Origin of the sequence: Mycobacterium scrofulaceum, from assembly GCF_001667885.1 — a bacterium.
Lineage (GTDB): Bacteria > Actinomycetota > Actinomycetes > Mycobacteriales > Mycobacteriaceae > Mycobacterium > Mycobacterium scrofulaceum_C.
The window spans coordinates 1-14,338 of sequence record NZ_LZJW01000178.1; the positions used below are offsets into that span (position 1 = coordinate 1).

14 protein-coding genes and 2 pseudogenes are annotated in these 14,338 nt (G+C 69.1%); 12 read left to right on the forward strand and 4 right to left on the reverse strand.

All coding sequences use genetic code 11. The features are described from left to right. Positions 1-169: pseudogene (locus A5681_RS27920) on the forward strand (hypothetical protein); the annotation flags it as partial. 105 nt (positions 170-274) lie between these two features. On the opposite strand, the gene A5681_RS25210 reads toward A5681_RS27920, so the two are convergent. Continuing rightward, positions 275-868, reverse strand: coding sequence for a TetR/AcrR family transcriptional regulator (locus A5681_RS25210; protein WP_197498724.1), 594 nt, complete (start codon positions 866-868; stop codon positions 275-277). Between the two features lie 81 nt (positions 869-949). Between A5681_RS25210 and A5681_RS25215 the strand changes: the two genes are divergently transcribed. Continuing rightward, positions 950-1,933 carry an alpha/beta fold hydrolase gene (locus tag A5681_RS25215; protein ID WP_067282410.1) on the forward strand — a complete coding sequence of 328 codons (984 nt, stop codon included), beginning with the start codon at positions 950-952 and terminating at the stop codon, positions 1,931-1,933. A gap of 15 nt (positions 1,934-1,948) precedes the next feature. Here A5681_RS25215 and A5681_RS25220 read toward each other — a convergent pair whose 3' ends face one another. Further along, entirely contained in the window at positions 1,949-3,313 is a 1,365-nt protein-coding gene (locus A5681_RS25220) for a serine hydrolase (RefSeq protein WP_067282411.1), read from the reverse strand. After that, positions 3,288-3,608: a mycobilin-forming heme oxygenase MhuD gene (gene mhuD / locus A5681_RS25225; protein ID WP_067282414.1), complete on the reverse strand. Its 321-nt coding sequence runs from the start codon at positions 3,606-3,608 to the stop codon at positions 3,288-3,290. Before mhuD ends, A5681_RS25220 begins: the two co-directional genes overlap by 26 nt. 63 nt (positions 3,609-3,671) lie before the next feature. Here mhuD and A5681_RS25230 point away from each other — a divergent pair, with 63 nt between their 5' ends. The 8 genes from A5681_RS25230 (at position 3,672) to A5681_RS25265 (ending at position 11,888) form a co-directional block, all read left to right on the forward strand. Continuing rightward, positions 3,672-4,442, forward strand: a complete 771-nt coding sequence (locus tag A5681_RS25230; protein ID WP_067282416.1) for an alpha/beta fold hydrolase — start codon at positions 3,672-3,674, stop codon at positions 4,440-4,442. 94 nt (positions 4,443-4,536) lie between these two features. Further along, positions 4,537-4,875: a lsr2/espR transcriptional regulator gene (locus tag A5681_RS25235; RefSeq protein WP_156738157.1), complete on the forward strand. Its 339-nt coding sequence runs from the start codon at positions 4,537-4,539 to the stop codon at positions 4,873-4,875. Between the two features lie 4 nt (positions 4,876-4,879). Then, positions 4,880-5,359 (forward strand): NADH-quinone oxidoreductase subunit B family protein, encoded by a 480-nt coding sequence (locus A5681_RS25240; protein ID WP_067282443.1) that lies wholly within the window; start codon positions 4,880-4,882, stop codon positions 5,357-5,359. 65 nt (positions 5,360-5,424) lie between these two features. Next, positions 5,425-7,332: a proton-conducting transporter membrane subunit gene (locus A5681_RS25245; protein ID WP_419866355.1), complete on the forward strand. Its 1,908-nt coding sequence runs from the start codon at positions 5,425-5,427 to the stop codon at positions 7,330-7,332. A 5-nt stretch (positions 7,333-7,337) separates the two neighbouring features. Beyond that, positions 7,338-8,288, forward strand: a complete 951-nt coding sequence (locus A5681_RS25250; protein WP_156738158.1) for a respiratory chain complex I subunit 1 family protein — start codon at positions 7,338-7,340, stop codon at positions 8,286-8,288. Beyond that, complete coding sequence (locus A5681_RS25255; RefSeq protein ID WP_067282426.1) at positions 8,285-8,947, forward strand: hypothetical protein; 663 nt, start codon at positions 8,285-8,287, stop codon at positions 8,945-8,947. The genes A5681_RS25250 and A5681_RS25255 overlap by 4 nt, the downstream gene beginning before the upstream one ends. After that, positions 8,947-10,413 (forward strand): proton-conducting transporter membrane subunit, encoded by a 1,467-nt coding sequence (locus A5681_RS25260; RefSeq protein ID WP_067282430.1) that lies wholly within the window; start codon positions 8,947-8,949, stop codon positions 10,411-10,413. Before A5681_RS25255 ends, A5681_RS25260 begins: the two co-directional genes overlap by 1 nt. Continuing rightward, on the forward strand, positions 10,410-11,888 hold the full coding sequence (locus tag A5681_RS25265) for an NADH-quinone oxidoreductase subunit C (protein WP_067282433.1): 1,479 nt from the start codon (positions 10,410-10,412) through the stop codon (positions 11,886-11,888). The genes A5681_RS25260 and A5681_RS25265 overlap by 4 nt, the downstream gene beginning before the upstream one ends. Before the next feature lie 9 nt (positions 11,889-11,897). On the opposite strand, the gene A5681_RS25270 is transcribed toward A5681_RS25265, so the two are convergent. After that, positions 11,898-12,809, reverse strand: a complete 912-nt coding sequence (locus tag A5681_RS25270) for an A/G-specific adenine glycosylase (RefSeq protein ID WP_067282436.1) — start codon at positions 12,807-12,809, stop codon at positions 11,898-11,900. Between A5681_RS25270 and A5681_RS25275 the strand changes: the two genes are divergently transcribed. Further along, complete coding sequence (locus A5681_RS25275; RefSeq protein WP_067282439.1) at positions 12,808-13,425, forward strand: carbonic anhydrase; 618 nt, start codon at positions 12,808-12,810, stop codon at positions 13,423-13,425. The genes A5681_RS25270 and A5681_RS25275 overlap by 2 nt on opposite strands. Before the next feature lie 102 nt (positions 13,426-13,527). Continuing rightward, positions 13,528-14,178 (forward strand): annotated as a pseudogene (locus A5681_RS25280) (hypothetical protein); the annotation flags it as partial. Positions 14,179-14,338: the final 160 nt, after the last annotated feature.

Sequence of the window (14,338 nt, forward strand, 5' to 3'; positions counted from 1 at the left end):
CCTTACCGTCATCGACAGCGCCGGCCGAGCGTTGAGCCCGGCATCGCTGGCGCGGCCACCGACAAAGCCTTGGCCCGCGGTGGCGCCCTGCCCCGGGCCCACCGGCGAGCGCGCCGACTGGTGGTGGTACGACCCCTTCCAGCCCCAACCACCGCCGACGAACAACTAAAGCGTGGCGTGTAGAGAATCCGATTGCGCGGTCGCCTGACGTTGCTCCCGATCTAGGACCAGTTGTGTTTCGACGCGTCCTTGGCCTGTGTTGGCAGGGAAGTCATCATCTCCGACGGTTGCGCTTCAGGGTTGTGGAACGTGGCAAGCGCAACCCGTCCATCATCACGTCCAACAGTCGGGCGCGCTGATCAGAAGTCCGGCCAGGCTGCTCGCCCAGCCACGCGATGGCGGCCGCGAGGTCCAAGACATCATCGATCCCGACGTCGCTTCGTACCAGGCCGGCATCGACTGCTCGTTTGACCAATTGTGCTCCCGCCTCCCGGGCCAAGCGGCAAGCACTGCTCTTCCCGGCCGTCGGCGGCGGACAGGCGAGTGTGCGGGCCAAGCCCTCAAAGGTACTGCCCTGCTCGATATAGGCAGTCAGCCAGCGCCGCAACGCATCCAACGCTTCGGGCTCGTCAATCAACGTGTTGCCGAGTCGGTGAAGATCTGAGAGTCCTTCGTCGATCACAGCAAGCACTAGTTCGTCGCGTGTCGGGAAGTGCCGATACAAGGTTCCTGGTCCGACGTTCGCCGCGCGGGCCACATCGTCGAGTGAGGCGGTCACCCCGCTCTTGTTGAACGCTTCACGTGCAGAGTCAAGGATCAGCGCTCGGTTGCGGGCCGCATCGGCGCGCAACTTCCGCGTATTCGACACCACACCTCCCCTGTACAAGTGGAGACTACCTCCGTATAGTTCCGGAGACATTCTCCGGATTGTAAGCGAGAAGGGGCCCCTATGATCCCACGCGCCCTGACGAAGCCGCTCGGCGTCGCGACGCTGTTCGGGGGACTCGCGCTCGCCGCTCGCTACGCCGCCCAATCGGCCGTCGCGCGGATCGAGAGCAATCCCGATCCCTATCCTCGTGAGCGCCTCGCCACCGAACAGCCCGGCGAACAACACTTCATCAGCCGTGCCGACGGGACGGTGCTGCGCGCCGTCACCGCCGGCGCGGGTCCCGCGGTCGTTTTCGCGCACGGCTACGGCGGCACGCTCGGGGAGTGGAACATCGTATGGGATCAGCTGGTGGCCCGGGGTTACCGCCTCATTGCCTTCGATCAACGAGGACACGGTAGCTCCACGCTTGGTTCGGCGGGCGTGGGGTCGGCGCCCATGGCCGAAGACTATGCGGAGATCCTGCGGCACTTCGGCGTTGAGGATGGCGTCCTGGTCGCCCACTCCATGGGCGGATTCATCGCGGTTCGCGCGGTGCTCGACCACGAGGACGTCCCCGGCCGGTTGCGGGGGTTGGTGCTGTTCGCGACATGGGCGGGCCGAATTCACGACGGAGCGCCGCAGAACAGGCTGCAAATCCCGCTGATGAAGTCGGGGCTCATGGGTTGGCTGATACGAACGCGGGTGGGCGGGGTGCTTTTCGGCGCGGCGCAATGCGGGAAAAACCCTTCCCCGGCAATGATTTCGGTGTTCATCGAGTTCTTCGACAGACACATGCGCGAGCATGGGCCCCTGACCCCGATCCTGCGGGCGTTCGGGCGTGAGGACCGGTACCCGCGCTTGGGGGAGATTTCGATTCCGACGGTCGTCATGGTCGGTTCAGCAGATCGCAGCACCCCGCCCATTCACTCCCGACGTCTCGCCGCCGGGATACCTGGCGCCCGGCTCGTCAGCGTGCCGGACGCCGGCCATCTGCTGAATTGGGAAGGCGCCGACGCACTCGTGGCTGTCGTGGAATCGCTGTCGCCCGTATCCCAAACCGGCTAGCCGTGACGGTGGCGCTCAGCGCGGCGCGATCAGCGCGAAGGCCTGCTTGGCGACCTGCAGCATCCACCCGGTCACGTTGGGCCCGTGGTCGCGTGGCCAGTTGAGTTGGAAGCTGACCACATACGGCTGCTGCGTCTTGTCGACCGCGTACCAGCTGAAGGTCAGATCACCGGGCAGGCCACCGGCTTTCGCGCCGATGTAGGGCCAGACGGTGCGGTCGAGCTGGATGCCCGACACCGCGGAGAGGATCTGCCTGACCGGTGCGGCCGCCCCGACGGCGTCGGCCTGCAGGGCCGCGTGGATGCGGCAGATGTCCTCCGCGTTGCCGTACCACTCCGCCCCGTAGGACGACGCCGGCGTGTGGGCTCGGGTCGGATCCGGTTCGTAGGGAGTCGCATTCGCCTGGGCGAGCAGTTGCGCGCGGACTTGCGGCGACCCGTGCTGCCACTGGGTGCGCAGGTCCGGCTTGCCCCAGCCCACCGAGAACAGCTCGTACATCGTCGGGAACGGGGTCATGCTCGCCGGGTCGTGGTGGCCCGCCGTGACGAGCGCCTGCTCGATCGCGTGGGTGCCCAGCTTTCCGATCAGCAGGTCGGTGGCCATGTTGTCGCTGGTCGCGATCATCTTCTCGGCGGCCGTTCGGACCGAGACCTGCGCCCCGGCGGGCAAAGCCAAACCGGACGAGCCCACCGCGCGGCTCTTGTCGGTAACGGTCAGCTGATCGTCCCAGGACACCGTTCCTTCCCTGACCGCACCCGCCAGCGCGTGCAGCACATACAACTTGAAAATCGAAGCCAGCGGCAAGGATTCGGCGGTGTTGGTCCCCGCCACCGGGTCGCAGTGCCCGTTGTCGACCTTGGCGACCTGATAGGAATAGCGGGCCCCCGTCTTGCTCAACACCGCGTCGATGTCGTGCCACGAATCGATCTTCGGCGCCTGCGTCTCGAGGTCGAACCGGTCGACCCACCCGCCGTCGTCGGTGTGGATCCGGATGTCTTGGCGCGCACCGTAGGACGACGTCAGGTGCAAGGCGGCCACGCTGGCCCGCAGATCCACGCCGTCGAGGGTGAACGGGCGGTCCCACCACAGCCCCTCCATGGTGGTCTGCACCGATTTGACCATGTCGGGCGCGGCCAGGGTGCCGACCCCGACCGGGCCGATGGGCCAGTCGGAATTGAGCATGTCCAGCGTCTGCTGGGCCCGGATGCCGGGCGGCGTCCGGACGTCGATCTGCCGGCCGGGATTGGCCGCGTTCGCCTGCGGCGAGGGGGAGGTGGTGCAACCGGGCGCGAACGTGACTACCAGTGCGGCGGCGGCACTCAACGCCACCGCGCGGCGCCGGGCCGAGAACCCGCTAGCCACCCTGCTTGTTGCCGGCAACGTCCATCACAACCTCGAATTCCAGCAGCGACGCCCCGGTCGCCACCGGGTTGGCCCGCTCGCCCGCATGCGCTTGGATGGCGGGCCCTTGCGCCCACGCCTGAAATGCCTCTTCGGACTCCCACTGCGTGACGACGAAGTAGCGGTTCTCGCCCTTGATCGGGCGCAGCAATTGAAACCCGAGGAAGCCGGGCTGGTTGTCGACCGCGTGCGCCCGGTGTGCGAACCGCTTCTCCAGCTCGGGGCCGGCGTCGGCGGGTACTTCGATTGCGTTGATCTTCACCACTGGCGACATGCCGCTAGGCTACCCCTTCGCCCGACCTGTCCAACTGCAGGGCGGGGCACGCAGGATGGTGACATGGCGGGTGATCTGCTGACTTACCGCGGGGGGCGGGGCAAGCCGTTGGTGCTGGTGCACGGCCTGATGGGGCGGGGCAGCACATGGCCGCGGCAGCTGCCGTGGCTGGCCCGGCTGGGCGCGGTGTACACCTATGACGCCTTGTGGCATCGCGGCCGCGGCGTCGACGATCCGCACCCGATCGGCACCGAACGATTCGTGGCCGACCTGGCCGACGCGGTGAGCGCGCTGGAGACGCCCGTCACGCTGGTGGGGCATTCGATGGGCGCCCTGCATTCGTGGTGTCTGGCCGCGGAGCGGCCGGAGCTGGTCTCCGCGCTGGTGCTCGAGGACATGGCGCCGGATTTCCGCGGGCGCACCACCGGTCCGTGGGAGCCGTGGCTGCACGCCCTCCCGGTGGAATTCGATTCCGCACAACGGGTTTTCGACGAGTTCGGTCCCGTCGCCGGGCAGTATTTCTTGGAGGCGTTCGACCGCACGGCCACGGGTTGGCGCCTGCACGGGCATACCGCGCGGTGGATCGAGATCGCCGCCGAATGGGGCACCCGCGCCTACTGGGAACAATGGCGAGCGGTGCGCGCCCCGGCGCTGCTCATCGAGGCCGGTAATTCGGTCACCCCGCCGGGTCAGATGCGGGAAATGCACGAAACAGGCTGTGCGGCAACATATTTGCATGTGCCGGAGGCCGGTCATTTGATCCACGACGAAGCGTCGCAGGTGTATCGCGACGCCGTCGAATCATTCTTGGCGACGCCGCCCGCCGCCGACTGAGTCGGGTCCGACGGCCCGGAGTAAAGACCGTGGCATCATATGATAAATTCTTCAATTGTTAAACCCTAGAAACTTTGGAGTCTTCAGGAGACTTATCGTGACGGAGCCGCTCTACAAGCTCAAGGCGGAGTTCTTCAAGACCCTGGGGCACCCCGCGCGGATCAGGATCCTGGAGCTGCTCGTGACGGGCGAGAAGTCGGTCGCCGAACTGTTGCCCGAGGTGGGGCTGGAGGCGTCGAACCTTTCGCAGCAGCTCGGCGTTCTGCGCCGAGCCGGGGTCGTCGACGCGCTGCGGGACGGCAACACGATGATCTACTCAATCGCCTCCCCGGATATCGCCGAACTGCTGACGGTGGCGCGCAAGGTTCTCACCGGGGTGCTCAGCGACCGCGTGGCGATGCTCGAAGGCCTGCGCGCCGGCGGTGCGGGGTAGCGCCGTGGGCTGGATCAGCAAAGCCTTGCGCGTCGGCCGGATCGCCGAACCCGCGCCACCCGCGCCGGAGCCGGTGACCAAGCCGCCCGCCGGGGTGCGTGGCTCACTGCAGATCCGACACGTCGACGCGGGATCGTGCAACGGTTGCGAGGTGGAGATCGCGGGCGCGTTCGGTCCGGTCTATGACGCCGAGCGGTTCGGCGCCCGCTTGGTGGCCTCCCCCCGACATGCGGATGTGCTCCTGGTGACCGGCGTCGTCACCCACAACATGGCCGGCCCGTTGCGCGCCACGCTCGAGGCCACGCCGCGGCCGCGTCGGGTGATCGCCTGCGGTGATTGCGCCATCAACCGGGGGGTGTTCGGCGACGCCTACGGGGTGGCCGGCGCGGTCGGGGAGATGGTCGGCGTGGATGTGGAAATCCCCGGCTGCCCGCCGACGCCGAGCCAGATCGTCGCGGCACTGCGGTCGGTGACCGGCAAGTGATCGCAGGACTGGCGACCAAAGTGGCGCCCGCACCAAACACCTTGGCCCGCAACGCCTCCAGCCCAATATGGGCGGGCTTGCTGACTTCGCTGCTGGGCGCTTGTGGGTTATGGGCGGGCGCCGTGGGGATATTCGGATCAGCGCGCGCTATCCGCATCGGTTGGTTGCTTCCGCTGGCCGGCGTCCAGCTGGGTCTCGATCCGCTGGGCGGATTTTTCATGGCGCTGACGGGGGCGGTCGCGGTCATCGTCGGGCTGTACACGATCGGTTATGCCCGACGCCAGCGCTTGGGACCGGTCCCGCTCGCGGTGTTGCCCGCGTTCGTCGCGGCGATGCTGCTGGTGCCCGCGGCGGAATCGATCACGACCTTCCTGCTGGCATGGGAGTTGATGGCGGTCGCCTCACTGGTTCTGGTGCTCGCGCACCACCCGCGCCCCGAGGTTCGCTCCGCGGCGTTGCTGTACGCGGTGATGACCCAGTTGGGGTTTGCGGCGATCCTGGTCGGCCTGATGGTGTTGTCGGCGGCGGGGGGCGCCGACCGGTTCGCCGACTTGCACCGCATACCGCAAGGCGCCCGCACCACGGTGTTCCTGTTGACGCTGGCGGGATTCGGTTCAAAGGCCGGCCTGGTGCCGCTGCACGCCTGGCTGCCGCGGGCCCACCCGGAGGCACCGAGTCCGGTGTCGGCGCTGATGAGCGCGGCGATGATCAACTTCGGCGTCTACGGCATATGCCGCTTCGATCTGCAGCTGCTCGGGCCGGGGCCCCGCTGGTGGGGACTGGCCCTGATGGCCGTCGGTGGGGTGTCGGCCCTCTACGGCGTGATGCAGGCCTCGGTGGCCACGGATCTCAAACGGCTGCTTGCCTATTCGACGACCGAGAACCTCGGACTGATCACGCTGGCCCTTGGGGGCGCCACCCTGTTCGCGGCCATGGGCGCGAGCGGCCCGGCCGCGGTCGCCACCGCTGCGGCCATGCTGCACCTCGTCGCGCACGCGGCCTTCAAGAGCCTGGGTTTCCTCGCAGCGGGATCGGTGTTGGCCGCGACCGGGCTGCGCGACCTCGACCGGCTCGGCGGTCTGGCCCGCCGGATGCCCGCGACGACCACCCTGTTCGGGGTCGCCGCGCTCGGGGCGTCCGGGCTGCCGTTGGGAGCCGGGTTCGCCAGCGAGTGGCTGCTGGTGCAGTCGCTGATCCACACGGCTCGAGTGCATTCCGCCGTCTTGGCGCTGACCACGCCGCTCGCCGTGGGCGCTGTCGCGCTTACCGCGGGTCTGGGTGTCGCCGCCATGGTCAAGGCGTTCGGGATCGGGTTTCTGGCGCGGCCACGTTCCGACCAGGCCGCAGGCGCCCAAGAGGTGCCGCCCACGATGCTGGCCGCGATGGCGATCGCGGCGGCGGCCTGCCTGACGTTGGCGGTTGCACCCGCGGTCATCGCGCCCGCGCTGCACCAGGCGGTCGCGGCGCTGCCGGCCGCCCGGGCAATCGGATTCGACAGTCTCGGCGCAGTGGTCCGGCTGCCCGGCATGGCGGGCTCGATCGCCCCCGGCGTGATCGCCGCGGGTGTGGTGGCGGCGACGGTGGTCGCGGCGACGCTGACGCTCTGGCGCCGCAGCCGCCGTCCGGCGCCCGCCACGTTGCCGTTGTGGGCTTGCGGCGCGGACGATCTCACCGCGAGAATGCAGTACACCGCAACGTCGTTCGCCGAGCCGCTGCAGCGGGTGTTCGACGACGTCCTGCGCCCCGACACCGATATCGAAGTCACGCACACCGCCGAATCGCAATATCTGGCCGACAGGATCATCTACCGCACCAGCATCGTCGATGCCATCGAGGAACGCTGCTACACCCCGGTGATCCGGGCGGTCGGGGCCGCGGCGGATCTGGCCCGGCGCGCCCACACCGGCAGCGTGCACCTCTATCTGGCCTACGGCGCGCTCGGTGTGCTCATCGTGCTGATGGTGGCCCGATGAATGCGTTGTCTAACATCGCGGGCGCGGTCCAGGTCGGCGCCGTCATGGCCGCGGCGCCGCTGGTGGTCGGTCTGACCCGGCAGGTGCGCGCCCGGTGGGAGGGCCGCGTCGGCGGCGGAATCCTGCAGCCGTGGCGCGACATCGTCAAACAGCTTGGCAAGCAACAGATCACCCCGCATGGGACGACAGCGGTGTTCGCGGCCGCACCCGCGGTCATCGCGGGATCGACATTGCTGATCGCCGCGATCGCGCCGCTGGTCGCGACCGGGTCGCCGCTGGACGCCAGCGCCGACCTGTTCGCCGTGGTCGGACTGCTGTTCGTGGGCACCGTCGCGCTGGTCCTGGCCGGCATCGACACCGGCACCTCGTTCGGCGGCATGGGCGCCAGCCGCGAGATCACCATCGCCGCGCTCGTTGAACCCACTATCCTGCTGGCGGTCTTCGCCCTGTCAATGCCGGTGGGATCGGCCAATCTCGGTGCGCTGGTGGCGCATACGCTCACCCATCCCGCGCAGGTGGTGTCGTTGGCCGCGGTGCTGGCGTTCGCGGCGCTGGTAATCGTGATCGTCGCCGAGACCGGGCGACTACCGGTGGACAACCCGGCCACCCACCTCGAGCTGACAATGGTGCACGAGGCGATGGTCCTCGAATACGCCGGGCCCCGGCTGGCCCTGGTCGAATGGGCGGCTGGGATGCGGCTGACCGTGCTGCTGGCGCTGCTGGCAAACCTGTTCGCCCCCTGGGGCATTGCCGGAGACCAGCCCGGCGCGGTCGACGTGGCCATCGGTGCCGTAGCGGTGGCCGCCAAGGTCGCGGTGCTGGCGGGAGCGCTGGCGACCGTCGAGGTGTTCGTCGCGAAACTGCGCCTGTTCCGGGTGCCCGAGTTGCTGGCCGGATCGTTCCTGCTGGCGCTGCTCGCGGTCGTCGCGGCCAACTTCTTCGTGGTGCCGGCATGACGTACAACACGTTTTCGGTACTTGTCGACCTCGCCGCCGGCGGGCTGCTGCTGGCCGCGGTGCTGATCGTCTGGCGCCGCGACCTGACCGCGATCGTCCGGCTGCTCGCGTGGCAGGGCGTCGCGCTGGCGGCCATCCCCCTGCTGCGCGGGGTGTACGACCGTGACGGCGCGCTCATGGGAGTCGGGGTCGCCGTGCTGGCCCTGCGGGTCGCGGTGCTGCCGCGGCTGCTGGCCCGCGCCGGCGGCACCGAGTCGCGATCGCACAGGGAAGCCACCCCGGTCATCAACACCGCCACGTCGCTGCTCATCACGGCCGCGCTGACGCTGGCCGCGTTCGCCGCCACTCGGCCCCTGGTGAACCTGCAGCCGGCCGCGACCACGTCCGCGGTCCCGGCCGCAACCGCGGTCGTGCTGATCGCGCTGCTCGTCATGGTCACCCGTCGGCACGCGATTTCGCAGGCCGCGGGATTTCTCATGCTGGACAACGGGATTGCCGCCGCAGCGTTCCTGCTAACCGCGGGGGTGCCGCTGATCGTCGAACTCGGCGCCTCGCTGGACGTGTTGTTCGCGGTCATCGTGATCGGAGTCCTGACGGGGCGGTTGGCCCACGCCTTCGGTGGCGCCGACCTCGACGCGTTACAGGAGTTGCACGACTGATGACCACTCTATTGCTCGCCGCGATCCTCACCCCGGTCGGCGCGTCGGTCGCCGTGCTGGTCGCCGGATGGCGCCGGGTGACCGCGACCCTGATCGTGCTCTCGGCGGTGACGGTGCTCGCGTGTGGCGCGGCGCTCGCGTTCCGTGTCGGGTCCGGAACCCATTTCGCGTTGGGCGGGCTGCTGCGGCTCGATGCGCTGAGCGTCACCATGCTGATCGTCATCGGAGTAGTGGCCACGCTGGCCACCTGGGCCAGCATCGGCTACCTAGATGCCGAACTCGCGCACGGCCACACCGACCCGCGCGGTGCTCGGGTGTACGGCGCCCTGACGGCCGGTTTCCTGGCGGCGATGATTGTTGCGGTGTGCGCCAACAACATCGGCGTAATCTGGATCGCGATCGAGGCGACCACGGTGATCACCGCCTTCCTGGTCGGGCACCGCCGCACCCGCAGCGCGCTCGAGGCGACCTGGAAGTACGTCGTGATCTGCTCGGTCGGCATCGCCGTCGCCTTTTTCGGCACCGTGCTGCTGTACTACGCCGCCGAGCATGCCGGCGCGCCGGCCGCCGCCGCGTTGAACCTCGACGTGCTGGCGGCGCACGCTGGCGGGCTCGACCCCGGCATCGCCCGGCTGGCGGGCGGGCTGTTGCTCATCGGCTACGGCGCCAAGGCGGGGTTGTTTCCATTCCACACGTGGCTGGCCGACGCCCACAGCCAGGCGCCGGCACCCGTTTCCGCGCTGATGAGCGGCGTGCTGCTGTCGGTGGCCTTCTCGGTGTTGATCCGGCTCAAGCCGATCATCGGCGCCGCCACCGGACCCGCCTTCATGCGGTCGGGCCTGCTCGCGATCGGACTGGCGACGCTGTTGGTCGCGGCCCTGATGCTCACCGTGACACCGGATCTCAAGCGCATGCTCGCGTACTCATCGATGGAGAACATGGGTTTGATCGCGATCGCCGCCGCGGCCGGGACCGAGCTGGCCATCGCCGCACTGCTGCTGCACGTCCTCGCCCACGGGATCGGCAAGACGGTCCTGTTCCTGGCGAGTGGCCCGCTGCAGGCGGCGCACGACTCCACCGCGATCGTCGACATCGCCGCCGTGCTGCGCCGCTCCCGGCTCATCGGTGTGTCGATTGCCGTGGGTGTGATCGTGCTGCTCGGCCTGCCGCCGTTCGCCATGTTCGCCAGCGAGCTGGCCATCGTCCGATCACTCGCCGACACCCGGCTGACCTGGGTGCTCGCCGTGGGCATGCTGTTGGTTGCGGTCGCCTTCGCCGCGCTCGCACGCAACGCGGGCCGCATCCTGCTCGGCCGCCCGGCCGATGCGCGCGAAATCGCCGTTCCCCGAACCGTTTCTGCCGCCCTGATCGTCGGCATCGCCGCATCGATCGCGCTCGGCGTCACCGCCGGACCGCTCACCGGCTTGTTCACCACCGCGGCCAGTAACGTCGGGGGACCGCGGTGAGACCCGAATGGCAGCGCCACCGGCTGCCTCAGGACAGGCTGTCGGTGTCGGCGGAAGACCTGCTGGGCAAGGGATTCCGCTTGGCTCTGGTGGCCGCCCACGACGACTCCGCCGCCTACCGCGTCGTCTATTTGTTTCTCGCCGGCTCGCCGGATCGGCGCGTCGAGCTTGAATGCGTAGCGCCGAAGGACGATCCGGCTGTCCGATCGCTGGCCTATATGTCCTTTGCCGCCAGCCGATTCGAGCGCGAAATGGCGGACCTGTATGGCATCCGGTGCGTGGGGCATCCGAAAGCGCGCCGCCTGGTGCGCCATGCGCACTGGCCCGAGGAATGGTATCCGATGCGACGCGCTGCATCGCCCGCGCCCAAACTTGATGGCGGCGGCCACTTCCCGTTCGTCACGGTCGAGGGACCCGGGGTGTACGAGATCCCGGTCGGCCCCGTGCACGCTGGCTTGATCGAGCCCGGCCACTTCCGCTTCTCCGTCGCCGGGGAAACCGTGCTGCGCCTCAAGGCCAGACTATGGTTCGTGCACCGCGGACTGGAAAAGCTGTTCGAGGGCCGGCCGACCGACGCCGGAGTGGACTTGGCCGAACGGGTCAGCGGCGACACCTCCGTCGCGCATGCGTTGGCCCACTGCCTCGCCATCGAAGACGCGCTCGGCATCGAACTTCCCGACGAGGCGCACCGGCTGCGGGCACTGCTCGTCGAACTCGAACGGCTCTACAACCACGCCGCCGATCTGGGCGCGCTGGCCAACGACGTCGGGTTCGGCCTCGCCCACGCGCACGGCCAACGCATTCGCGAGCAACTGTTGCGACTCAACGACGCGGTCACCGGTCATCGGCTGCTGCGCGGCGCGATACGCCCGGGCTGTGTCGCGCTGCGGGCTTTGCCGGATTCCCGCGCGCTGCGGCACATCGCCGCCGACGTCGCCGAGGTCGCCGAACTGACCCTGCACAACTCCATGGTGTACGACCGTTTCGCCGGGACCGCCGTCCTGCATCAAGAGGACGCTCACGCGCTCGGATGCCTGGGCTATGTCGCCCGCGCCAGCGGCGTGCGCACGGATGCCCGGCTCGACCACCCCACCACCGCACTGCCCGTCACCGAGATCGCCGCCGCGGCGGGCGACGTGCTGGCCCGCTACACCGTGCGCCGCGACGAATTCGCGGCTTCCACCGAGCTCGCCTGCCACCTGATCGAATCACACAGCGGCCCAGTGGAATACGTAACAGCCGTGCCGGCACCCCAGGGTCATCGCAGTGGCATCGGCATCGTCGAGGGCTGGCGCGGCACCATCGTCCACCGCATCGAAACCGACCGCGCCAATCGAATTACTCGCGCGAAGATCGTCGACCCGTCGTGGTTCAACTGGCCCGCGCTGCCCGTCGCGATGGCCGACACCATCGTCCCCGACTTCCCACTGGCCAACAAGAGCTTCAACCAGTCCTACGCCGGCAACGACCTCTGACGGGCGCGACTACGCTTCGCCCGCCAGGGCGAACCGGCCGTCGGCCGTCTGCGCCACGAGGCCGTCGGCCAGCAACGAGAACAGTGCTCGGTCGCGTTGAGCGGTATCGGTCAGCCACGCCACGTCCAGCTCCGCACGGGTGACCGGGGAGTCATTGGCGCGCAACACATCCAGCAGTCGGCCGCGGACCTGCCGATCGGTTCCGGCGTAGGTCTGCACCCGCCGGGCCGGCCCCTGGGCCGGGGGATGGCCGGCCTCCCGCCAGGCGCACCGCGCGAGCGGGCACAACCCGCACCGCGGCGTTCGAGCCGTGCACACCGTCGCGCCGAGTTCCATCAAGGCGACGGAAAACCGCGGCGCCGTTTCATCCTCAGGCAGCAGCGCGGCGACGTCGGCCATGTCCCGCACCGCCGACGGCGAACCGGCCTCGGCCAGCCCGCGCACGGCGCGGGCCACCACCCGGCGAACGTTGGTGTCCACCACCGGGACCGATTGTCGGTAGGCGAAACAGGCGACGGCGCGGGCGGTGTAGCTGCCGATGCCCGGCAACGTCAGCAGGGTGTCGACGTCCTCGGGCACCACGTCGTCATGGTCGCGCGCGATGACGGTCGCGCATTCGTGCAGACGCTTGGCCCGTCGGGGATAACCGAGCTTGCCCCACGCCCGCAGCACGTCGGCGGCGCTGGCGGCCGCGGTGGCCGACGGGGTGGGCCACCGCCGCACCCAGTCCGACCAGATCGGCAACACCCGCGAGACCGGCGTCTGCTGCAACATGAACTCGCTGACCAGGATTTGCCATGCGCTGACGCCTGGCTCTCGCCAGGGCAGGTCCCGGCGGGATCGCTCGTACCACTCGAGTAACTCGTCGGCCGAAATATTTGGCCGTCCGTTTACCGGCGGATGCGGCATGATGTCAGCCATGCCTAACACCAGCCCCGTAACCGCGTGGAAAGCACTCAAAGAGGGTAACGAGCGATTCGTCGCCGGAAAGCCGCAGCATCCCAGCCAGAGTGTCGAACACCGGGCCAGCCTGGCCGCTGGGCAGAAGCCCACTGCGGTCGTATTCGGCTGCGCCGATAGCCGGGTGGCCGCCGAGCTCATCTTCGACCAGGGCCTGGGCGACATGTTCGTGGTGCGCACCGCGGGGCAGGCCATCGACTCGGCAGTGCTGGGTTCCATCGAGTTCGCGGTGACGGTGCTCGATGTCCCGCTCATCGTCGTGCTGGGTCATGACAGCTGCGGTGCGGTCAAGGCCGCGCTGGGCGCGATCAATGACGGCGCGATCCCGGGCGGTTTCGTGCGCGACGTGGTGGAGCGGGTCGCGCCGTCGATCCTGTTGGGCCGCCGCGACGGCCTGAGCCGCGTCGACCAGTTCGAGGAACGGCACGTGCGCGAAACGATCGCCCAGCTGGTGTCGCGTTCGAGCGCGATCGCGGAGCGGATCGAGGCGGGCACATTGGCGATCGCGGGCGCGACCTATCACCTGGCCGACGGGCGGGCGGCACTGGTCGACCACGTCGGTGACATCGGCGAATAGCGGTCCAAGCGGCCGTCACTAACACGGCGGTCAGCCAGCAAACCCCGCGACACGCCGGGGCGGGTCAGGCAACTCGACGTGACCTGGGCCTACGCTGCAAACGTGCTGGATCTGGAACCGCGTGGCCCGCTACCCACCGAGATCTATTGGCGGCGCCGTGGCCTGGCCGTGGGCGTCGCGGTCGTCGTCGTAGGGATCGTGGTCGCCGCGGTCATCGCCTTCATGGGACACACCTCGGGCGCCAAGCCCGCCAGTGCCGACAAGCCCAACTCCGCTCAGGGCAAGCCGGGATCGGCCGCGCCCCAGGCGCCTCCGCCGGCCGCGCCCGGTGAGCAGCCCACGCCGGTGGTGCCGCAACAGGGGCAGAACCCGGAGATGCCCACCCCGACCGCCGCGGTGCAGCCGCCGCCGGTGCTGAAAGAGGGCGACGACTGCCCCGATTCGACGCTGGCGGTCAAGGGCCTGACCAATGCGCCGCAGTACTTCATCGGTGATCAGCCGAAGTTCACCATGGTCGTCACCAACATCGGCCTGGTGTCCTGCAAGCGTGACGTCGGCGCCGCGGTGCTGGCGGCCTACGTGTACTCGCTCGACAACAAGCGGCTGTGGTCGAACCTGGACTGCGCGCCCTCCAACGAGACGCTGATCAAGACCTTCACGCCGGGCGAGCAGGTGACGACCGCGGTGACCTGGACGGGCATGGGTTCGGCGCCGCACTGCCCGCTGCCGCGGCCGGCGATCGGGCCGGGCACCGGGCCCGGCGGCGGAGGCGGCTGGTTCAAGATGAACGGGACGGGCTGGGAGCGCAGGTTGCCCAGCTGCACGACGAGGTTGTAGGTGCCCGGCCCGATCGCCGGCCGCGGCAGCGGGCAGTGCGGCGCCGAACCCATGCCCGTCCAGGTCACCGCGGTCC